This window comes from Thalassobacterium sedimentorum (assembly GCF_031127905.1).
Lineage (GTDB): Bacteria > Verrucomicrobiota > Verrucomicrobiia > Opitutales > Coraliomargaritaceae > Thalassobacterium > Thalassobacterium sedimentorum.
In genome coordinates, this window is record NZ_JARXIC010000040.1 from 13,339 (window position 1) to 30,707 (window position 17,369).

The window sequence follows — 17,369 nt, forward strand, 5'->3', positions numbered from 1 at the left end:
AAACTCTAATGAGTTGTAATTTGCTGGCCCAAGTAACCACGATCAGGGATTAATAAAAGGCTTCGAGTCGCCTGTAATTCCAAGGTTACCGGCAACCTCAACTGGCGAATCGTTCCTGTCGATGGATCTAATACATGGCCCATCGTCGCAGCTCCATCTCGGTGCCCATCAACTTGCACAGAGAGCATTTGCTCCGTACGATTCACGATCAAATACACCTGCTGGTCCTCCTTGTAAAAACGGCCTACTGTAAGTTGATCGCTGCCTGGTGAAAAGCTCAGGTCATAGTCCGCTGAACATGACCTCCCAATCGCGGCTGCAAGTTCTTCATGTGGAGTCATCTTAGCACCTATAAGCCTCGAAATGACGGCCTCATCATTAACATCATGCTCGGCAGCACGCGGGACTTGATCCACCCATATGACTGTTCCACCTTGCTTTTCAAAGGCTGCCAGCTGCTGAGACACCGATAACGGAATAAAATCCAACTGTGGCATCACCAAGGTATGATAAGACCCGTATCCAATACGAATTTCGCCATCTATGATATCGGCTTCCGCTACTGCCTCTGGATGAACGATCATGTATTCGACATCACCATCTAGCAGTGCTCGTTCCGTTCGATCCCATGCGTGCTGACGATCTTTGTGCTGGTCACGAATACTTGGCCAATGCGTAGTGGAAGCAAGTAAGTCAGATTGGAACATTGAGATCGGATAATAAAGGCCAACGCCCGCTTCTCTTTGCGCTCCTCTTAAAACCTGTGTCATGCGGCCAGTATATTCATTTAAAAAGTTATAGTCTTCTATGGTATACCCCTTCCCTCGGCTCGTCCGCCCCTGTGCATCCTTAGTCTCTTTAGCTTCAAGTGGCATATATGAAGTGAAGACGTTAACTCCGTGAAAGCATGCCATGTTAATCGCGTTCAGCAATAGAGGCAAATCTGGAGATAGGCGAGTACGCCCATATCCACCAATGATAGGATCCAATAGCATAATCGTTGAATCTCTTTTTTTCCACGAGCTGACTGAGCTGAAGAAGCGAGATTGTTGATATGCAAAGTCCTGGAATTCTGCTGGATTCGGAATCGGGATATCCAAAGCGGGAACATCAAACTCAGAAACAAACTTCATTAAGTCCCCATATCCCTGCACATGCATCGAGAGGTAATCATTAAGTAAAAAGTGTCCACTTGACTTGATGCCCCGCTCATTACACCACTCGCGGATTTGACGCGAAAAACTGTCAGTCAGCAATTCTGCGACCGCCTGGCGATAATGCAGACGCGCACGTCGCGCTGCATCTCCCGTCCCTTCGAAAAGATATGGCAAGGTCGAAGTAATATCATAGCCATGCATTTGGCTAAACTGTTGAGGCAAGCCCTCACTCCATGGAACGCAGGCATAGGGAGCATCGTGGGCGCGAGTCCAATGTGTCTGCATCAGATTAGGTTCATTACAGTAGAAACCCTCAACTTGACTCGCGGGATCCTTGATCTGAGCCAAAATGGGCTCGTGCATATTGGCAATAAAACGTCCCACGGCCTGACGATTCATTAGATCTGGATAACGACCAGCATGCCCAAACTGTTTCATTGTGGATTGAGCTTGAGTATTTTTGTCACGCACATAGCGCGCAAAGATTCGTAATTGCCATTCTCCACCGATCCCCTGCGAGCGAATCGTTCTCCCCGAAAATTGAACCGACTCTCCTGCACCCAAATCAACATTCCCGTTGCGAACGGGATACAAAGTAGCCGAAACAATGTCGTATAAGTCTTCTGGCAACGTCCTATCGATCAGCTCACGTCCGGTGCCCTCAACGGTCAACATCGTTAAACTCTTAACTTCATAGTTCGGATCTTCAGCAACGACACGACCACCCGCCATACCACTAGGATACCCCCAATCATCCGCCAACCAAACCTGATAATCTATAGCCTTCGCAGCATCGACGAGTTGCCCGATTACCTCGGGTCCAGCCTCAACCAAACTAGAGCTAGCCTTTCCAGATTCAGGATAGAGAATGCCATAAAAGAAAGCCATCACCCCACCAATACCGTATTTTGGATATTTCTCTAGAGTATCAGGAGTCAACTGATATTGCATAATCCGATACTCATTCGGAGGGGTTTGAAACGATTCATCTGTAACAAACGCTAACGCCTCCCCTCCCCGAATCACCTGCTCATGCTCCGTCACCAACTCGCTAGAACAGGCCACGCAATAGCTAGTCATAAGAAATCCAAAACAAGCATGTAGCGATCGCTTCAGGTGAGGTTTTTTTTTATACTGGAGGTTCATAAATAGATTCAAGTAACACAAAAATGCTAAGCTCAAACAAATGAAGAGGTAATCTTTAAGCAGAATGAGTAATAGCAGTTTTATATATTAGCATTTCCATTCAGGTATTGCCATTCCATTACTGCCATAAACTAGCACATTAATGAAGGAACTAAGATGCGTGCTGCAAAAAACTGCTTTTACTCTGCTGTTTAATTGGAAAGGAAAGTGGCGACGACTCCATCAGCTAAGTGACATCATGGTAAATAAGGCGGTACATAAGGTTCTAGATATCTATCCTTTTTATTCAACCACTGTCGTCTCCATTGGCTGGACAGCTCTGGGTCTTCGTAATCTGGAGCCGGCATTTTTTCCAGTATCCTCTCCAAATCCTTACGTACAGCAATGGCACGCTCATCTTTCGACTTTGTCAAATCCTGATAGGCACCAGGAACCCACTCATTCCGATTATTACCAGTATGATAAAAATGCCCTCGTCCATCGATCAACCACTCTTTGGTACGCAACCACCGCAGGCCAAACCATTGTGAGAATATCCACTCTCGTCCATCAAAGGGTTGCCCTAGAATCAGCGGAGCAAAGCTGTGCCCATCAAAAACATCATCGCTTGGTAGTGTGCCTCCGGCCAATTCTACACAAGTTGGAATCACATCCGTAAAATCAACGAGGTCATCGCAGGCACCAGTTGGGCTCAAATAGCCAGGCGCATAGACCACAAACGGAACACGAGGGCCTTTCTCAGTATCTGGCTGAGACTTCCCATATCCACTGCTACCATTGTCCCCGGCATACATTACGATGGTATTCTCGAGCTGCCCTGTTGCCTTCAAATGTTCAAGAAAGCCATCGATTTTATAATCGATATATCGGATACAAGCCTCAAAATCATTCTGCACAAATTTACCCGTTTTCTTCCAATTTTCATCTAACTCTGGAACCCAAGGAGGGCCCCATTTTTTTGGATTATCGGGATTTCGAACCCAATGAGGCAAATTCAATGGCATATAAACAAACCACGGTTCTTCCGATTCTTCAGATATAAAATCCTCCAAATAATCAAATATAGAATCCGTGCTATGAACCCCCTCTTCTAAAACGATTTCACCATCGACATCGTTCTCTGCAACACGCATGTCAAATATCTCCCCTTGCTGCACGACACACCACCGCTCAAAACCATAGCTCTTCACATCACCTGTTTGAATTTTCCCAATGAACGCTGTCCGATATTCATTTTCTGTCATCAAAGAGCCGAGTGTGTGTGGAAACCTCTCCCCCAAAGGTTTGATCCGCCGATCCTCTCCTCTCGGATAAATTTGATTTTCAAACACACGCGATCGAAACGCATATTTACCAGTCAGCAGCATCGCACGTGTTGGAATACAACGCGGCGTCGCCCATGCGGTCTCAAAATAAAGTCCCTGCTCTGCCATCCGATCCAAAGTTGGTGAAGGCGTATGCCCGCCATACAGGGCGTAATCTCGCGGAGAGATGTCGTCCGCTAAGATGAAAATAATATTGGGGCGTTCCTTAGTAAACCGTGACGTCTGGGCATTCAGTGTCGTCAGCGGCACACTGAAAGCCAATGCGGCGAGAACAAATACTGCGAGAGCCAAAGACTTCCCCATAAGCGATCGCCAGAATACTCTGCCATTCATCGAGGTAAAACTGTGAATGAGCCGCACCCATTTCCTTATACTAATTCTATTCATGTTATTTGATTCCAAACTTAAACCATTCTGGGTATTCCTCAGTCACTTTCTGATAGATTTTCCCACCCACAGGATAAAACACTCCGAAATTTCTAAGCCATCCTCGCGCCCGCTCTGGATCCCAGCTAGGATTTGAGCGCATACGCTGTGCACCGGAAGCCTGAAGATGCGCTTCTAGCATCTTTTTATATCGTTTCATTTTTTCTGGATACTCGACAGCCAGGTCATTTTTTTCATCTGGATCCGACGCTAGATTAAACAGCTTATAATCATTCGGAGCAATGTGATGAATCAATTTCCAATCACCGTCCATCAAGGCGGAAGAAGGCTCTGCTCGATGTGGAAAATGCCAATAAAGTCGCCTCTCCACCCCGGCTTCCCCCATCCATAGTGGTAGCATGCTCTTTCCATCAATATGAGCTGAAGGCATAAGGCCTTGCTCCACCAAATCGAGAAATGTCGGGAAATAGTCAGTACTAATCACTGCGGAGTCCGACACACTTCCAGGCTCAATATGCTCAGGCCAACGCACCAAAAGTGGAACTCGGACACCTCCTTCAAACAGATCCCCTTTTCCTCCTCGAAATGGAAGATTGCTCGTCAATGCGCTCAAGCCCCCATTATCTGAAGTAAAAACCAGAATCGTGTTATCATAAAGCCCCAGTTCGATCAATTTATCCAGAACTTGCTGTATCGATTGGTCCAAATGAGAAATCATCCCTGCATACTTCTGATTCTTTTGATAACGGCCCTTCGGCACATCATCATATAAGGCTTGCGCCTCTTTGGGTGAAGCAATGGGGACGTGGGGAACATGATGCATCAAAAAGAGTAGGAACGGTTTCTGTTTATTTGTTTCCAAAAAACGAATCGTCTTCGCCGTTAACTCGTCTACCCCCTTATCACGCGCTCGTTCTTTCCAAGAGCAATCTTCTGCAATATCAAAACCATAGGCGACATGTTCGCCTGCTGTAAAGAACTGCTCTTCGTTTCCTAAATGCCACTTACCAAAGAGTGCAGTTCGGTAGCCCGCAGCCTGCATCGCTTGAGCTATATTAGGAAGCTCGACGGGAAGCTCCTTGAGGTGGCACGGCGGAACCTTCTTCGGGTTCTCGAACAAACGGTCCCATGGCAAAGCATCGGTAAGGTGCACACGATGAGGATAGCGACCAGTCAAGATACTTGCGCGCGTAGGCGAACAGACACTCGCCGCGCTGTAGGCGCGAGTGAAACGCAGCCCTTGCGCAGCGATTGAGTCAATCGCTGGTGTCTTATAATAATCACTCCCGTAACAGGAAAGATCTACAACCCCAAGATCATCAGCGACAACTACAAGAATATTTGGCGTTTCGGCACGACAAAGCGTCAGTGCAGAAACCATCAAAAAAAAATAGACGGATACTTTAATCATGCAATCAACATTTATAAAACCGTTGACCTAAGCCTCCACTCCTCAGCTCTGACGACGCCGCATGACTACATACCCAAGAGCTAACAGACCGCTAACACAGGCCAAAGCTGAAGGTTCAGGAATTACAGTTAGATCACCTGTTGCTTGATCGAAGGTGTAAGTCTGACCACCTATGGTTGTCGTCCACAAATCTCCCGATTGAACCAGTCCATCTCCACTATATGCCGCACCAGACAATGTAATCGATTCAAAATCTCCAGTTTCACCGCCATCGACAGCTATGAGGTCATAAATACCCAGTTCGAGAAGTATATCGGATGAGATAATCAGATCACCTCCGTAAGTCAGCAAGCCTCCGACATTAATCGCATCGTATTCGCTACCACGCATAGTTCCTGCAATTTCCATTTCCGTGAAAGAACCTGCATCGAGCGTCAATGCAGCGGTGAAAGTTAGCTCCCCCAGGCTGTTACCAGGCCCAAGATTGCCGCCCGCTTGAATTGTGGTTGCACCGCCAACGGTGCCAGTGCCTTCAAGAGTTGCTCCGCTCGCAATTATTACGTCCCCCGTGGCACTACTATTATCACCATTGATACTAAGCACACCCTCATTCACCAGCGTAGTGCCAGTATAATCATTATTTCCTCCAATCTGAAGCGTTCCCGCCCCCTCCTTAACAAGCCCCCCCGTTCCTGTGATAGAATGATCCACAGTCATTTGATCTCGATCAGCCGAACCCGCAGATATATCAAATGTCAAATTGGCCCCCAAGGAAATAGTACCGCCCGACAATACGGCCTCTCCCTCCACGCCATCATAATTTTGAATCTCACGTGCCCCAGCCCCAGAGTTCACCACGATATCATTTGCAAATGTCAGCGAACTGCCAAGCTCTAACGCGGCACTCGCCGCCCCGCCGACAGCACCGAGCGTAACTGCTCCACTTCCCAGCGCATTAGGATTTGCAAATGCAGTGACAGTACCATTATTGACATTCACCCCGCCCGAAAAAGTATTCAATCGAGTGAACATTGCATTCCCACCTCCGTATAGATTTAGAGCGCCTGTTCCCTCGACAATGCTATCAAATTTAAAAACAAAGCCATCCCCCTTCAACACTGTCAGGTCCACATCACTTGCAAACACAACTGGCCCCATGTTGTTTCGGCCAAAGCGTATCTGACTCAAATCTTGCGTTAAATCATTTACAGTAATCGACGCATTCCCCGAGTCTGCCTCAAGCGTAAGCGTTCTAATCGCTCCTGTTGATGCCTGTGTTTCAATGTCGTATGTTGCCGTATTGGTACTAGCAAAATCAGTATCAAAAGTAATGGAGCGAATGGTATAATTCCCCTGTAGCCTCGAACGCTGAGAGCCTGTAAGTGAATTAAAAATCAAATCAGTCTGATTATCAAATGCGGGGGCGGTCCCTCCCCAGTTAGCAGGCTTGTTCCACTGATCGGTCGAATCTCCATCCGTCCACGTGGATGTCGCAGAGTGCGCCACGAGCGCACAACCTAGGCCAGCGAGAGTAAGTATTGCAGTTTTATTACTGATATATTTTTTCATTTCTGAGTGTATGCGGGGAGAAGATAGGATATTTATGCAAATCATACCAATATCTCGTGATGTCCGCCTTAACGATCTTGCCAAATTTAAGCACTCATGCGCCATACATATTGAATTCCGTTGTCGCATGGACTTCGATGGAGCCAGCGGAAAGCTCATTCACGACCAATCGCTGAAAAGGGGTTTTCACTCTCACTCACTCCGGGCTCCAAATGCAGTCCAAAATAGTGCCAAAACCAGAATTGCCCCTGTAGCAGCCAATCGTGAGCCAGGGGAGCATTTGAAATCAAACTGCTCTCCCATACTTCGAACGAATCTTGCAACTGATCGACTCGCTCTGGAGCCCATGCCGACTGATCATGTTTTTCTTCTAAGTCGGAATCGAGATTGAATAGAAAGGGCGGATGATCTGCTTGCCGTAAAAGCTTCCAGTTGCCTTTCCTCACAGCGGACTGCTCCCAGAACCGCCAGTAGAGCGTTCGAGGTCGCAAGGACTCCCCAGAAGTCAGAAATGGAATCAAGTTTTCACCGTCGAGCGACTCAGGCTTTTCAAGCCCTGCGACAGCACATGCAGTGGCCGCAACGTCCAATGTGATCACAGGCGTATCCAGCACCTGCCCTCCCGGAATCGTGCCAGTCCAGCGCGCTAAAAATGGCACACGAATCCCTCCCTCGGATAACATGCCCTTCTCGCCATTAAGCGGGGCATTTAGCGAGCCGTCCCAAGCACCACCACGATAGTCCAGAGTAATGTCACGCATATCGAGTTTGAGCGGCGCACCGTTATCACTCATAAAGAAGATCAGGGTGTTTTCATCAATCCCATAGGACTGCAAACTCTGAATCAGGCGCCCCACACCATCATCAATTGCAGCAAGCATCGCCAAAGCCATACGGCGTCGCTCAGGCATATCCCCGGGGAAACGGTCGAGATATTTTTTCGATGAATCTAAGGGCACGTGCGGCGCAAAATAAGCAAGATATAGAAAGAACGGCTCCTCATGATGGTAGTCGATAAATCGCAAGGCCGCGTCGGTTTGGCGATCCAACCGATCTCCTTTAGTTGTAATTTCTCGCGGCTGCTCAAAACGGTTCCCTTCCAAATCATAGGTAGCCCAATATTTGTCAATGTAGCCGAAAAACGTCTCTTGAAAACCGCGTTGATCAGGATGATAGCGCCGAATAATCGTTTCATCAATTTCGGAGTAGCGCTCTTTGTGCGGCCGGTCGCCCGGCGCATACTGGTCGATAAACGCCGCATCATTCCACAATGGCCCCAGGTGCCACTTCCCCACCATTCCGGTGCGGTACCCCGCATCTGACAATCGATTGGCGATGGTCAATTCATGCAACGGCAATGGGCCCATCCCATTATGATTGAAGCCGAACCGCTGCTGATAACGCCCTGTCATTAACCCAGCCCGCGAAGGCGCGCACTGCGGAGCAGTCACGTAACCATTCGTGAAGCGCACACCCTCCACAGCAAACTGATCGAGGTGAGGCGTCTTGACATCAGAGACAAGCCCCATACACGACAAATCTGCGTAACCTTGATCATCTGTAAGGATCACGATTATGTTAGGCTTCGGCTCAGATCCAAAGGCCCCTAAACCGAGCCACACGCTCAGTCCTAAAAATAGTCCATATTTCCAATCATTCATAACAGTTGTTCTCTATATTTCACTAAAAAAACGGCAACGAGTGCCCCCAATGCGTCACCCCACGGCTAGCCACAATCAGGAAGGCAGAATTCATCGCGAATAGCCTTCAAAAATCTGTTCAACGACAGAACTAAGATAAGGCTCCTGCGAATAAAAATGGCTGCTGTTTGCAGAGTGAGATTCATCGGCAATCATCTTAGAATTCCGATACGTATAAGTCGGATCTCCTGGCGCTTCAATGACACAGACTGGGCGATCAATTACACTCGTATCGCTAAAATCAGTATCCTCGATGGTTTGAGTCCCGCCGGCCCAATAATTAAATCGTTTCGATTGCCCAAACATCTCCTCATTCCATCGAACATCATTAAGATCTAAAACTGGGTTGATCAGCACGAAGTTAGCAGGCGCCGGAGAAATGGACATATTATCACCGGAATGATCGTAAATCTGGGCTTTCAACGTAGTCGACAAAGCTAAATGAGCCCCATATCCAACACCTACCGCTAAAATCTTCGAAGAGTTAATATTAAACTCATCTTCATGCTCCTTTATCCAGCGAAAAACCGACCTGACATCCTTGATGCTCTTATCATATGAGGTTCGACTGATATAGGGCAGACTGAAATCAGCGACAAAAGTAACAACCTCCTTTTCTTCAGAAAAGCGTTTTGCGAGTTCAGCCATTTCATAATAATCGTTCTCACACAATGCGCCATCAACGATCGGACCTTCATATAGAAATACAGCTGCCGAATATTGTTCGTCACGAGTAGCAGAGTAATCCTTCGGCGTCAAAACGTGCACAAAGTTGGAGTAAGTCGTTGTTCCTTGCTCATGCAATGGATAAGAATAATTGAGCGCATCAAAGAGAGGGTCCAGCCTCTCAGAGGTCAGTCCATGCTGTCTAAGAAAGTTGGCAGTTAGCTTCATCGTGCGATCCAAGCCTGGATCTCGATTACCGAAACCATGACCTTCCCCGCTAAACAGAACTAACTGGCATTCTTCACCTTTCCCAATCGACTGCATCCTTGCATAGAAATTTTCAACCATAAATGGTGGGGTCACCGCATCCTTGCTACCGTTCAATAATAATGTCGCAGGCGTTTCTTCAGTAATATTCCACACTGGGCTCATGCCCATCGCACTTGCACTGGCATCACGACTGAGTCGCCACCCATTGTAGCCTTCTTCGAAGTAATAGTCTAAATCAACGGCAGGATTGATCAAAACTTGTGCATTCAGCTTTGAATTCTCATAAGGAATAGATTCATTTTCTTGATACTCCATATATGCATCTGGTAAATCCACCATACCTGCAGCACTAATCAAGTATCCCCCTGCCGAGCCTCCAAAACCAATTATTCGCTCTCGATCAACCTGATAAGTGGCCGCATGCTCCTTCACCCACCTGACTGCTCGTTTAATGTCAGTTAATTCTTCTTGTATACTAACTTTCGGTATAGTTAGACGCTGTTTCTCCTTCTCAGGCTCCCGCAATCGATACTCAGGAAGAAAACATACGATTCCCAATTTTGAGAAAAAATGTGCCTGCATCAGGAATTGCTCAGGGCTCCCCATTGAAAAGCCGCCTCCATGAACCATAATCATCGCAGGATAAGTCTCTGACGGCTGCATATGCTCAGGACTCACAATAATGATCCTTAATTCATATGGAAGCTCATCGCCATCTTTACGCCAAACTCCTTGCTTATAGACGATCGAATCCGCGTCCGCCATGACTTGCTCGCGGTGCTCAATAATTCTGTCGGCCCGACGAGCACACAGCTGATGCCCCCAAGAGCATACCAATATAAGTAAAATCAATGCTTTCAACATTCTTGCCCCACACAGATACAGCATATCATCGATTAGAGCAGTAAAGGACAGCCCCCACAGAGATGAAGTCCTCCCTGAAACAAACTAGCGTAATCGACGCTGTAGCACACACCCCAGCAGCAGAAAACCGCCAATTAAGCTATACCCCGAAGGCTCAGGTATGACAACCAATTGTAAGCTTCCGTTTTGAAAATAAGCGAGACGGTTGTCTCCAATATCGAAGGCATTCTCTAGTCCGAAGTTAGCTATATTTTCGAATTCAAAAACAGAGAGATTATCACCTTCAAGTAAACTGTAAGTGCCGTTTGCAATACTAGTCCAATTGATGGCTCCCCCCGAAAGGTCTTTCAAGCTTTCTACGCCAAAAGAGCTATCAAGCGTAAGGATACCCTCCAAATTAATCGTATTCTCCGTGTCGAAAGCGAATAACGCACCACTCTCCAGTGTTAGATCGCCAACAGTTCCGGCACCTCCGAAAATCGAACCGCTACTCACGATCAGTTCACTATCGCTAGATAAACTGCCATCGACGAGAAGCACACCTTCGCTGACAGTCGTATCGCCCGTGTAAGTATTTGCCCCAGTGATTCGCAAGACCCCATCACCAGTTTTGACAACTCCCCCTGCCCCAGAGATATTTCCGCTAACAGTGAGCTGGTCAGTCGTTAACGCCTCAAAGCCAAAAACATCAAAATTCACATCCTGACCGGCAGAGAGATCGATGCCTCCACTCAACTCCGCATTACCAGTATTTGCACTTAATGCTGCACCAGTGTGGGTAGCCACATCTGTATTGCCAATCCGCCTCAATCCACTGCCCGAACTCACCACGATGTCATTACCATACACTACATCGCTCCCGACGTAAAGCAATGCATCGTTGGCACTACCGCCTTCTCCTAAATTAACTTGCTCCGCCCCCAAGGAATTCGATGAAGCAAAAGCAACCACAGAACCACTGTAAATGTTCAATCCGTCGAAGGAATTATTCCGAGTGAAAGTCATCGTCCCCACACCATATTTGTTCAACGAACCTTGGCCCGTCACGTTACCATCAAACTGAAAAAGTAGGTCTGAAGAATTTTGAAATAAATCAAGGTCCGTCTGAAGCGCCACCACACCTACGTTCCCTTGACTCATCATTACACGTGACAATTGACTATCCGCATCTACCAGAATATATGCATTATCACCACTGCCTCCATTGTTAAAGAGCAGATTGGCCGCTGCCCCACCTCCAGCAACAGTACGCGTTCGCAACCGAAAAATACCGTCGGTGTTATTTAGCTCTGAACCAAATTCTATCGCACGAATCTGATGCTGCGTCTCGAGATAAGTCAGGATATCATCGTCCATATCGATGTTGAAATTCAAAATACTCTGGTTGCTGTAATTCGGCAGCTCTAAATTCCAATTTCCAGCGACATCCCAGCTACGAGAATCCACCTCAGACGCCCCCGACCACGTGTACACAGTCTGCGCCGTCAACGGAATCGCGACAGACAGCTCAATAGCCAACATAGCAGAGATTCTTATCAAGCGAGCAAAATGGGCTATTATCATTTTCATTATAATTCTGGGGTTCTATGAGGGTCGAAGGGTATCAGATTCTGCGAGTATTCTCGCAGGGAATACTAACCAGTGATTATACAGAAAATGTGTGACAATTTCCTTCATTTTTCAGCCAACAGTCCGCACATTATCGACAAATAACCGTTTAAGCGGCTCCAGCGCACTACTTCCCAGCAAGTTGCTTAACGAACTCATCATCTTCAAGATCCTCAGCTACGATTTGATCAACATGCCCATCCACAAAAAGAAGATTGGCTTTGCCTCCATGACGAAATGCAATCGATGACTCCACGAAGGAACCTGGAACCCCAATCTGCCACGTGCCAACCCCATTCGCATTTTCCGCATCACCGGCCAACAGCGCCCGTGATGGATTCACAATATTAATGCTACGAACTCGAGAAGTAGGTGGAGAACCTGCAGGAAACAGGTAACCATTGTATCCAATATCAATACCTGCGCCCCCCCACCCATGCTTATCCTCATCGATCGAAGGAGAAGCAAACGGAATATTCTGTGGCCACGGGCCAGTTGAAACTAACTCCTGATCAAAACGACGGCCTTCTTCTAGATAAGGACCGATAGCATTAAACCAAAACCCACCTTCGAAGTCCCATGCGGAACCAGATGCACCTTCTGGCACGTAGGTACGAGCCCGCGGATACTCGCCATGATTATTCACGACATACAGGGAAAGAGCAGAATGAATCTCACGGAGATTAGCGACAGACCTGACGACATTCGCCCTCTCTCGCACTCCACTAATTCCCACAAGTAATACTGAGGAAAGTATCGCCACAACAGCGAGAACCGTAAGCAATTCAATGAGAGTGAACCCCTTACTATTACGACATGATTGGACCGAACGAGTAGATATGTGTATGCGAAAATTCATATGTATACAGGGGGGATCAGACAGAGAATACAATACAACTATAACACACTTCAAATTCCTCTACCTTGATAGTAATGCCAATATCACGCACAATCGTGCCAGTTATAATACTCTGATTCTAATATGTCTTCCGATTCACCTTGAGGCGTCTTGAGAAAGCAGGGCAAGGGATGCTCTTAAAGCGAAAGTCACAATATGAAGAAGTAAGGAGAGTGCTTTTCTTTCAGTTGCACAGGGTTCTTTTCTCAACCAGAAAGACACGAAACCGTACATCTGCCGTAGAATTAAAGTTCTCCCATTTAATCCTTCGTGTGTTTTGTGCCTTTCGTGGTTTAATACAATACACCTGATCGATTCTATTTTCTCATCCAACGCAGAATGAGCATAGATGGGCAACAAGGCACATTACCCAACTAATGCACGTTATTTCTATTCTGATACAGCGTTAGTCCGCTCAAATCTGAATGTATCACAATAAGGGTTTCGCCTTTTATCATATAGGATGCTCTCATTTCATTTTTTATTTCTTCGAAGCTTTTAGTGGTATTTAAGCAAGTGAGCTAAAGAAAACTGAGATAACACCACCGCTCGAAAGTCCGCTTCAGTTTGAAAAAGAATAATTGCCTAGATACGAGCGAGCTTAGCAGCTTGCATATCACACAACTCAACGCATAACTGAATATTAAAGCCCCCCCCCTCGGTTCAATCAACCCACCGCATCAGTTCTTAACAACCAACAATGAGAGATAAGAATGCATAATCATCTTAAATATGAACGAAAACTAGTCTTTGGAGATGGTGATTTCCCCCTCAACGTTGCGACATGGCAAAATCATCCAGATTACCCTCTCCATGTTCACGACTTTTCAGAAATAGTTATCGTGTTAAGCGGCACGGGTGTGAATGTCATTAACGAAGAAAGCTTTGCGATTAAAGCGGGGGACGTATTTGTACTACACGGCAATCGCCCCCATGGATTCAAACACACTAACAATTTGTCTATAGTTAATGTGATCTTCGACCGCAGTTTGTTGAGTATCAATAAACTGAAAGTATCAAAACTACCTGGCTACCAAGCACTATTTGAAGTCGAACCAGCACTACTTGAATTCGGAAAATTCAAACGACACTTACAACTAGATTTCTCACAATTAACACATGTACGTGCACTGACGGACGCAATGGAAGTTGAATTAAACGCTTCGTCGCGCAACCGTCCGTCACTCGACTTCGACGATCGCAATAAAAACTCGGAACTAGATGTGCAACCAATAGACCAAGGCAGCCACTTAATTGCCTTGGGCCATTTCATGGTTTTAATTGGCACATTGTCACGCTGGCACGCTGGTAAAACGATAGTAGACCCACAAAAGACACATAAAATCGGGGAAGTCCTAAGCTATATGGAAACTCACTATCACGAGCCATTTGATATTGAAAAAGTTACGCAAATCTCCGGCATGTCACGTCGTAATTTCTACCGTATTTTTGCGAATATCACTGAAAAATCTCCAATGTCTTATCTACTGCATTTACGCATCGCACGGGCAGCGCACCTATTGCAAACAACTGAGAAGAACGTTACAGAAATTGCATTTGAATGCGGGTTTGATGATAGCAATTACTTTAGTCGGCAATTTCGAAAAACAATGGGGATGCCGCCAAGAGCCTACAAAAGTCAAAAGGCGCCGATTGGAAATTTGGCTCGGGATGCGAAATAAACCACTCTGTCCTTAAAGAATCTTCCCAGCTTGGCCTGTATATTGCTTATCCACGGGTAAAAAAAACGTGAATGAGTTCAGAAAGTCTAGATATTGCTTGGATGATAATGGCAGCCGCACTGGTGATGGCCATGCAAGTTGGGTTTTGCTTTCTAGAATCAGGCTTAGTACGCGCGAAGAACAGCATCAACGTAGCCATCAAAAACCTTGCCGACTTCTGCGTATCAGCCGTGATATTCTGGCTCATCGGATTCGGCTTAATGTTTGGAAGCAGCCAATGGGGCCTCTTTGGCACTCAATTCTTTCTCTTCCAAACGGACCAAGGGTGGTGGCTAACCGCGTTTTTCATATTCCAATTAGTATTCTGCAGCACCGCGATCACTATTATCTCGGGTGCGGTGGCAGAACGCATGCGCTTCAATGCCTACCTAATAATAACGATCTTTACATCAGGCTTAGTCTATCCTTTCTTTGGACATTGGGCTTGGGCGGGGGTGATTCCTAACACTCAAAATGGCTGGCTACTTGATCTGGGCTTTCTCGACTTTGCAGGTTCTACAGTGGTACATGCTGTCGGCGGCTGGGTATCCTTGGCCGCCATTCTTGTGATCGGACCGCGGCACGGCCAATACGCCAACCCGAAGCGAAAGATACAAGGACACAACCTAACCCTAGCTTCCGCAGGTGTGATTATTCTATGGTTCGGATGGATTGGATTCAATGGCGGCAGCACCTTACAATTTAACAGCGAGGTGCCGAAGGTCATCGCCAATACCATTATCTCTGGTGCCTTTGGCGGCGTCTCAGCCATGCTTGCCGCCTTTTTCTATTATAAACAAACACGCACATGGGCCTTGATGAATGGAATCATTGGAGGCCTGGTTAGTATAACCAGTTGTTGCAATGTTGTCACTGCTGGCAGTGCAGCTCTGATCGGCATTATAGCTGGAGCGCTTTGCTTTTGCGGCATGCTGTTGCTGAACAAACTTAAAATTGATGATGCGGTTGGAGCCGTCTCCGCCCATGCATTCTGCGGCGTATGGGGATCATTGGCAGTGGCACTCTTAGGTGAATCTGAACTATGGTCCACAGGGTTTAGCCGTAGCCATCAATTGCTCGCACAAATAATTGGCAGTGCAACGTGTTTTCTATGGAGCTTCGGAAGCTCGTATGTGTTTTTTAAAGTTCTAAATAAATTCGTAAAACTACGTGTATCCATCGAAGAAGAACAAGCGGGGCTAAATGTTACCGAACACGGAGCTACGACAGAGCTGATCGATTTAATTACTGACATGAACCAACAACAACGCGCTGGTAGCTTTTCCAAACGCGTTCACGTAGAACCCCATACGGAAGTGGGACAGATCGCTGCAGAATATAACCGGGTGCTTGAACGCATTGAGGAAGAATTTCGCCAGCGAGAAATTGCGACTCAAAATGCCCGTAAATCACAGACAGAAGCGATTCACGCAAATCAGGTGAAATCAGATTTCCTGGCCAATATGAGCCACGAACTTCGTACCCCACTCGGCATCATCATGGGCTACATCGAATTGATACAAGAAGATATCAAAGATGGTCAATCTTTCGTCGATCCGGAAGACTTAACAACAATATCTGATGCAGGGCATCACCTGCTGCATTTAATTAATGGTGTACTCGACATCTCAAAAATTGAATCAGGGAAAATTGATGTGAACATTACCTCGGTTAATGTCTACTCGTTGATTCAAAAACTGGAACAGACGGTATTACCATTAATAGGTGAAAATAAAAACCAACTGCACATCGAAATTGCTGATGGAATTGGGAGCATTCAGACCGATGAAATAAAGCTTCAGCAATGCCTACTCAATCTCATCTCAAACGCCGCGAAATTTACAGATAACGGGCATATTACACTCAGGGCTTATCGTCGCAATAACAGCGACAATCTGGAATACTGCTACTTTGAAGTAGAAGATACCGGAATCGGAATTCAGCACACACAAACGAAGACTATTTTTCAGGCTTTTACTCAAGCAGATAGCTCCACCACTCGCCAATATGGGGGCACAGGACTTGGCCTCACCATAACACAAAGCTTTTGCCAGATATTGGGCGGCGAAATTTCACTCAGTTCTGATTACGGCAAAGGCTCCTGCTTTACAATGCGTATACCAAGCTAAACCGTTCCTTCAAACAGGCACACATGCCAACTAAACCAAGCGATCGCCAATGAATGAGACTTATAATATAGTTCTGATCATAGAAGATAATGAAGCACTCGCCAACATGCTACGCAGGCGATTGATAAAAAGAGGTTACCATGTGAAGCTCGCAGTCACCGGCGAAGAAGGTTTGCGCAGTGCGATCGAGAGTGTTCCTAGCATTCTATTACTGGATATGAATTTGCCAGGCAAAAGCGGATGGAGTATCGCCAAGGAGCTAAAATCAACAGAACAGACACAGAAAATCCCGATAATAGCAATTACCGCGCACGCCATGAAAGGCGATCGCGAACGAGCACTGCAAGTTGGCTGTGATCACTATCTGATCAAGCCCATCGACTTCGATCAACTGATATGCCTACTAGAAGAGTATTTAAACAATTAGGTATCGTAAACAGTAATGTGTGTATAGCAAAAAGGTCCGCTTCATCTTTCGACAAAGCGGACCATAATACTGGCGATAACCTACTCTCGCA

11 protein-coding genes and 1 pseudogene are annotated in these 17,369 nt (G+C 46.5%); 3 read left to right on the top strand and 9 right to left on the bottom strand.

The features are described 5' to 3' along the window. Positions 1–5: 5 nt before the first annotated feature. The 9 genes and pseudogenes from QEH59_RS16150 to QEH59_RS19040 all read right to left on the bottom strand — a co-directional run. Complete coding sequence (locus tag QEH59_RS16150) at positions 6–2,237, bottom strand: hypothetical protein (RefSeq protein WP_308986420.1); 2,232 nt, start codon at positions 2,235–2,237, stop codon at positions 6–8. Positions 2,238–2,539: 302 nt separating this feature from the next. Further along, positions 2,540–4,015, bottom strand: coding sequence for a sulfatase-like hydrolase/transferase (locus QEH59_RS16155; RefSeq protein WP_308986421.1), 1,476 nt, complete (start codon positions 4,013–4,015; stop codon positions 2,540–2,542). A 1-nt stretch (position 4,016) separates the two neighbouring features. Beyond that, on the bottom strand, positions 4,017–5,426 hold the full coding sequence (locus tag QEH59_RS16160; protein WP_308986422.1) for a sulfatase: 1,410 nt from the start codon (positions 5,424–5,426) through the stop codon (positions 4,017–4,019). 42 nt (positions 5,427–5,468) lie between these two features. Further along, entirely contained in the window at positions 5,469–6,995 is a 1,527-nt protein-coding gene (locus QEH59_RS16165; protein ID WP_308986423.1) for an autotransporter-associated beta strand repeat-containing protein, read from the bottom strand. 155 nt (positions 6,996–7,150) lie between these two features. Then, the gene (locus QEH59_RS16170) at positions 7,151–8,656 is read right to left on the bottom strand and encodes a sulfatase family protein (protein ID WP_308986424.1); all 1,506 of its coding nucleotides are present in this window, start codon (positions 8,654–8,656) and stop codon (positions 7,151–7,153) included. Positions 8,657–8,746: 90 nt separating this feature from the next. Continuing rightward, entirely contained in the window at positions 8,747–10,495 is a 1,749-nt protein-coding gene (locus tag QEH59_RS16175) for an alpha/beta hydrolase (protein WP_308986425.1), read from the bottom strand. An 84-nt stretch (positions 10,496–10,579) separates the two neighbouring features. Next, entirely contained in the window at positions 10,580–12,016 is a 1,437-nt protein-coding gene (locus QEH59_RS16180; protein ID WP_308986426.1) for an autotransporter-associated beta strand repeat-containing protein, read from the bottom strand. A 214-nt stretch (positions 12,017–12,230) separates the two neighbouring features. Beyond that, positions 12,231–12,749, bottom strand: coding sequence for an H-X9-DG-CTERM domain-containing protein (locus QEH59_RS16185; protein ID WP_308986427.1), 519 nt, complete (start codon positions 12,747–12,749; stop codon positions 12,231–12,233). Between the two features lie 99 nt (positions 12,750–12,848). Further along, positions 12,849–12,962: pseudogene (locus QEH59_RS19040) on the bottom strand (prepilin-type N-terminal cleavage/methylation domain-containing protein); the annotation flags it as partial. A gap of 752 nt (positions 12,963–13,714) precedes the next feature. Between QEH59_RS19040 and QEH59_RS16190 the strand changes: the two are divergent. From QEH59_RS16190 to QEH59_RS16200, 3 genes are all read left to right on the top strand, one after another. Next, on the top strand, positions 13,715–14,683 hold the full coding sequence (locus tag QEH59_RS16190; RefSeq protein ID WP_308986428.1) for a helix-turn-helix domain-containing protein: 969 nt from the start codon (positions 13,715–13,717) through the stop codon (positions 14,681–14,683). Between the two features lie 71 nt (positions 14,684–14,754). Then, a complete protein-coding gene (amt, locus tag QEH59_RS16195) occupies positions 14,755–16,851 on the top strand; it encodes an ammonium transporter (RefSeq protein ID WP_308986429.1) in 2,097 nt (698 codons plus the stop codon). A gap of 49 nt (positions 16,852–16,900) precedes the next feature. Beyond that, on the top strand, positions 16,901–17,278 hold the full coding sequence (locus tag QEH59_RS16200; RefSeq protein ID WP_308986430.1) for a response regulator: 378 nt from the start codon (positions 16,901–16,903) through the stop codon (positions 17,276–17,278). The last annotated feature ends 91 nt before the right edge of the window (positions 17,279–17,369 follow it).

Bases quoted from the DNA above. Each gene is read 5' to 3' on its own strand.
- QEH59_RS16160 (WP_308986422.1), bottom strand. From the start codon at position 5,426: ATGATTAAAGTATCCGTCTATTTTTTTTTGATGGTTTCTGCACTGACG.
- QEH59_RS16190 (WP_308986428.1), top strand. From the start codon at position 13,715: ATGCATAATCATCTTAAATATGAACGAAAACTAGTCTTTGGAGATGGT.
- QEH59_RS16150 (WP_308986420.1), bottom strand. From the start codon at position 2,237: ATGACTAGCTATTGCGTGGCCTGTTCTAGCGAGTTGGTGACGGAGCAT.
- QEH59_RS16200 (WP_308986430.1), top strand. From the start codon at position 16,901: ATGAATGAGACTTATAATATAGTTCTGATCATAGAAGATAATGAAGCA.
- QEH59_RS16170 (WP_308986424.1), bottom strand. From the start codon at position 8,656: ATGAATGATTGGAAATATGGACTATTTTTAGGACTGAGCGTGTGGCTC.
- QEH59_RS16165 (WP_308986423.1), bottom strand. From the start codon at position 6,995: ATGAAAAAATATATCAGTAATAAAACTGCAATACTTACTCTCGCTGGC.
- QEH59_RS16180 (WP_308986426.1), bottom strand. From the start codon at position 12,016: ATGTTGGCTATTGAGCTGTCTGTCGCGATTCCGTTGACGGCGCAGACT.
- amt (WP_308986429.1), top strand. From the start codon at position 14,755: ATGAGTTCAGAAAGTCTAGATATTGCTTGGATGATAATGGCAGCCGCA.
- QEH59_RS16155 (WP_308986421.1), bottom strand. From the start codon at position 4,015: ATGAATAGAATTAGTATAAGGAAATGGGTGCGGCTCATTCACAGTTTT.
- QEH59_RS16175 (WP_308986425.1), bottom strand. From the start codon at position 10,495: ATGTTGAAAGCATTGATTTTACTTATATTGGTATGCTCTTGGGGGCAT.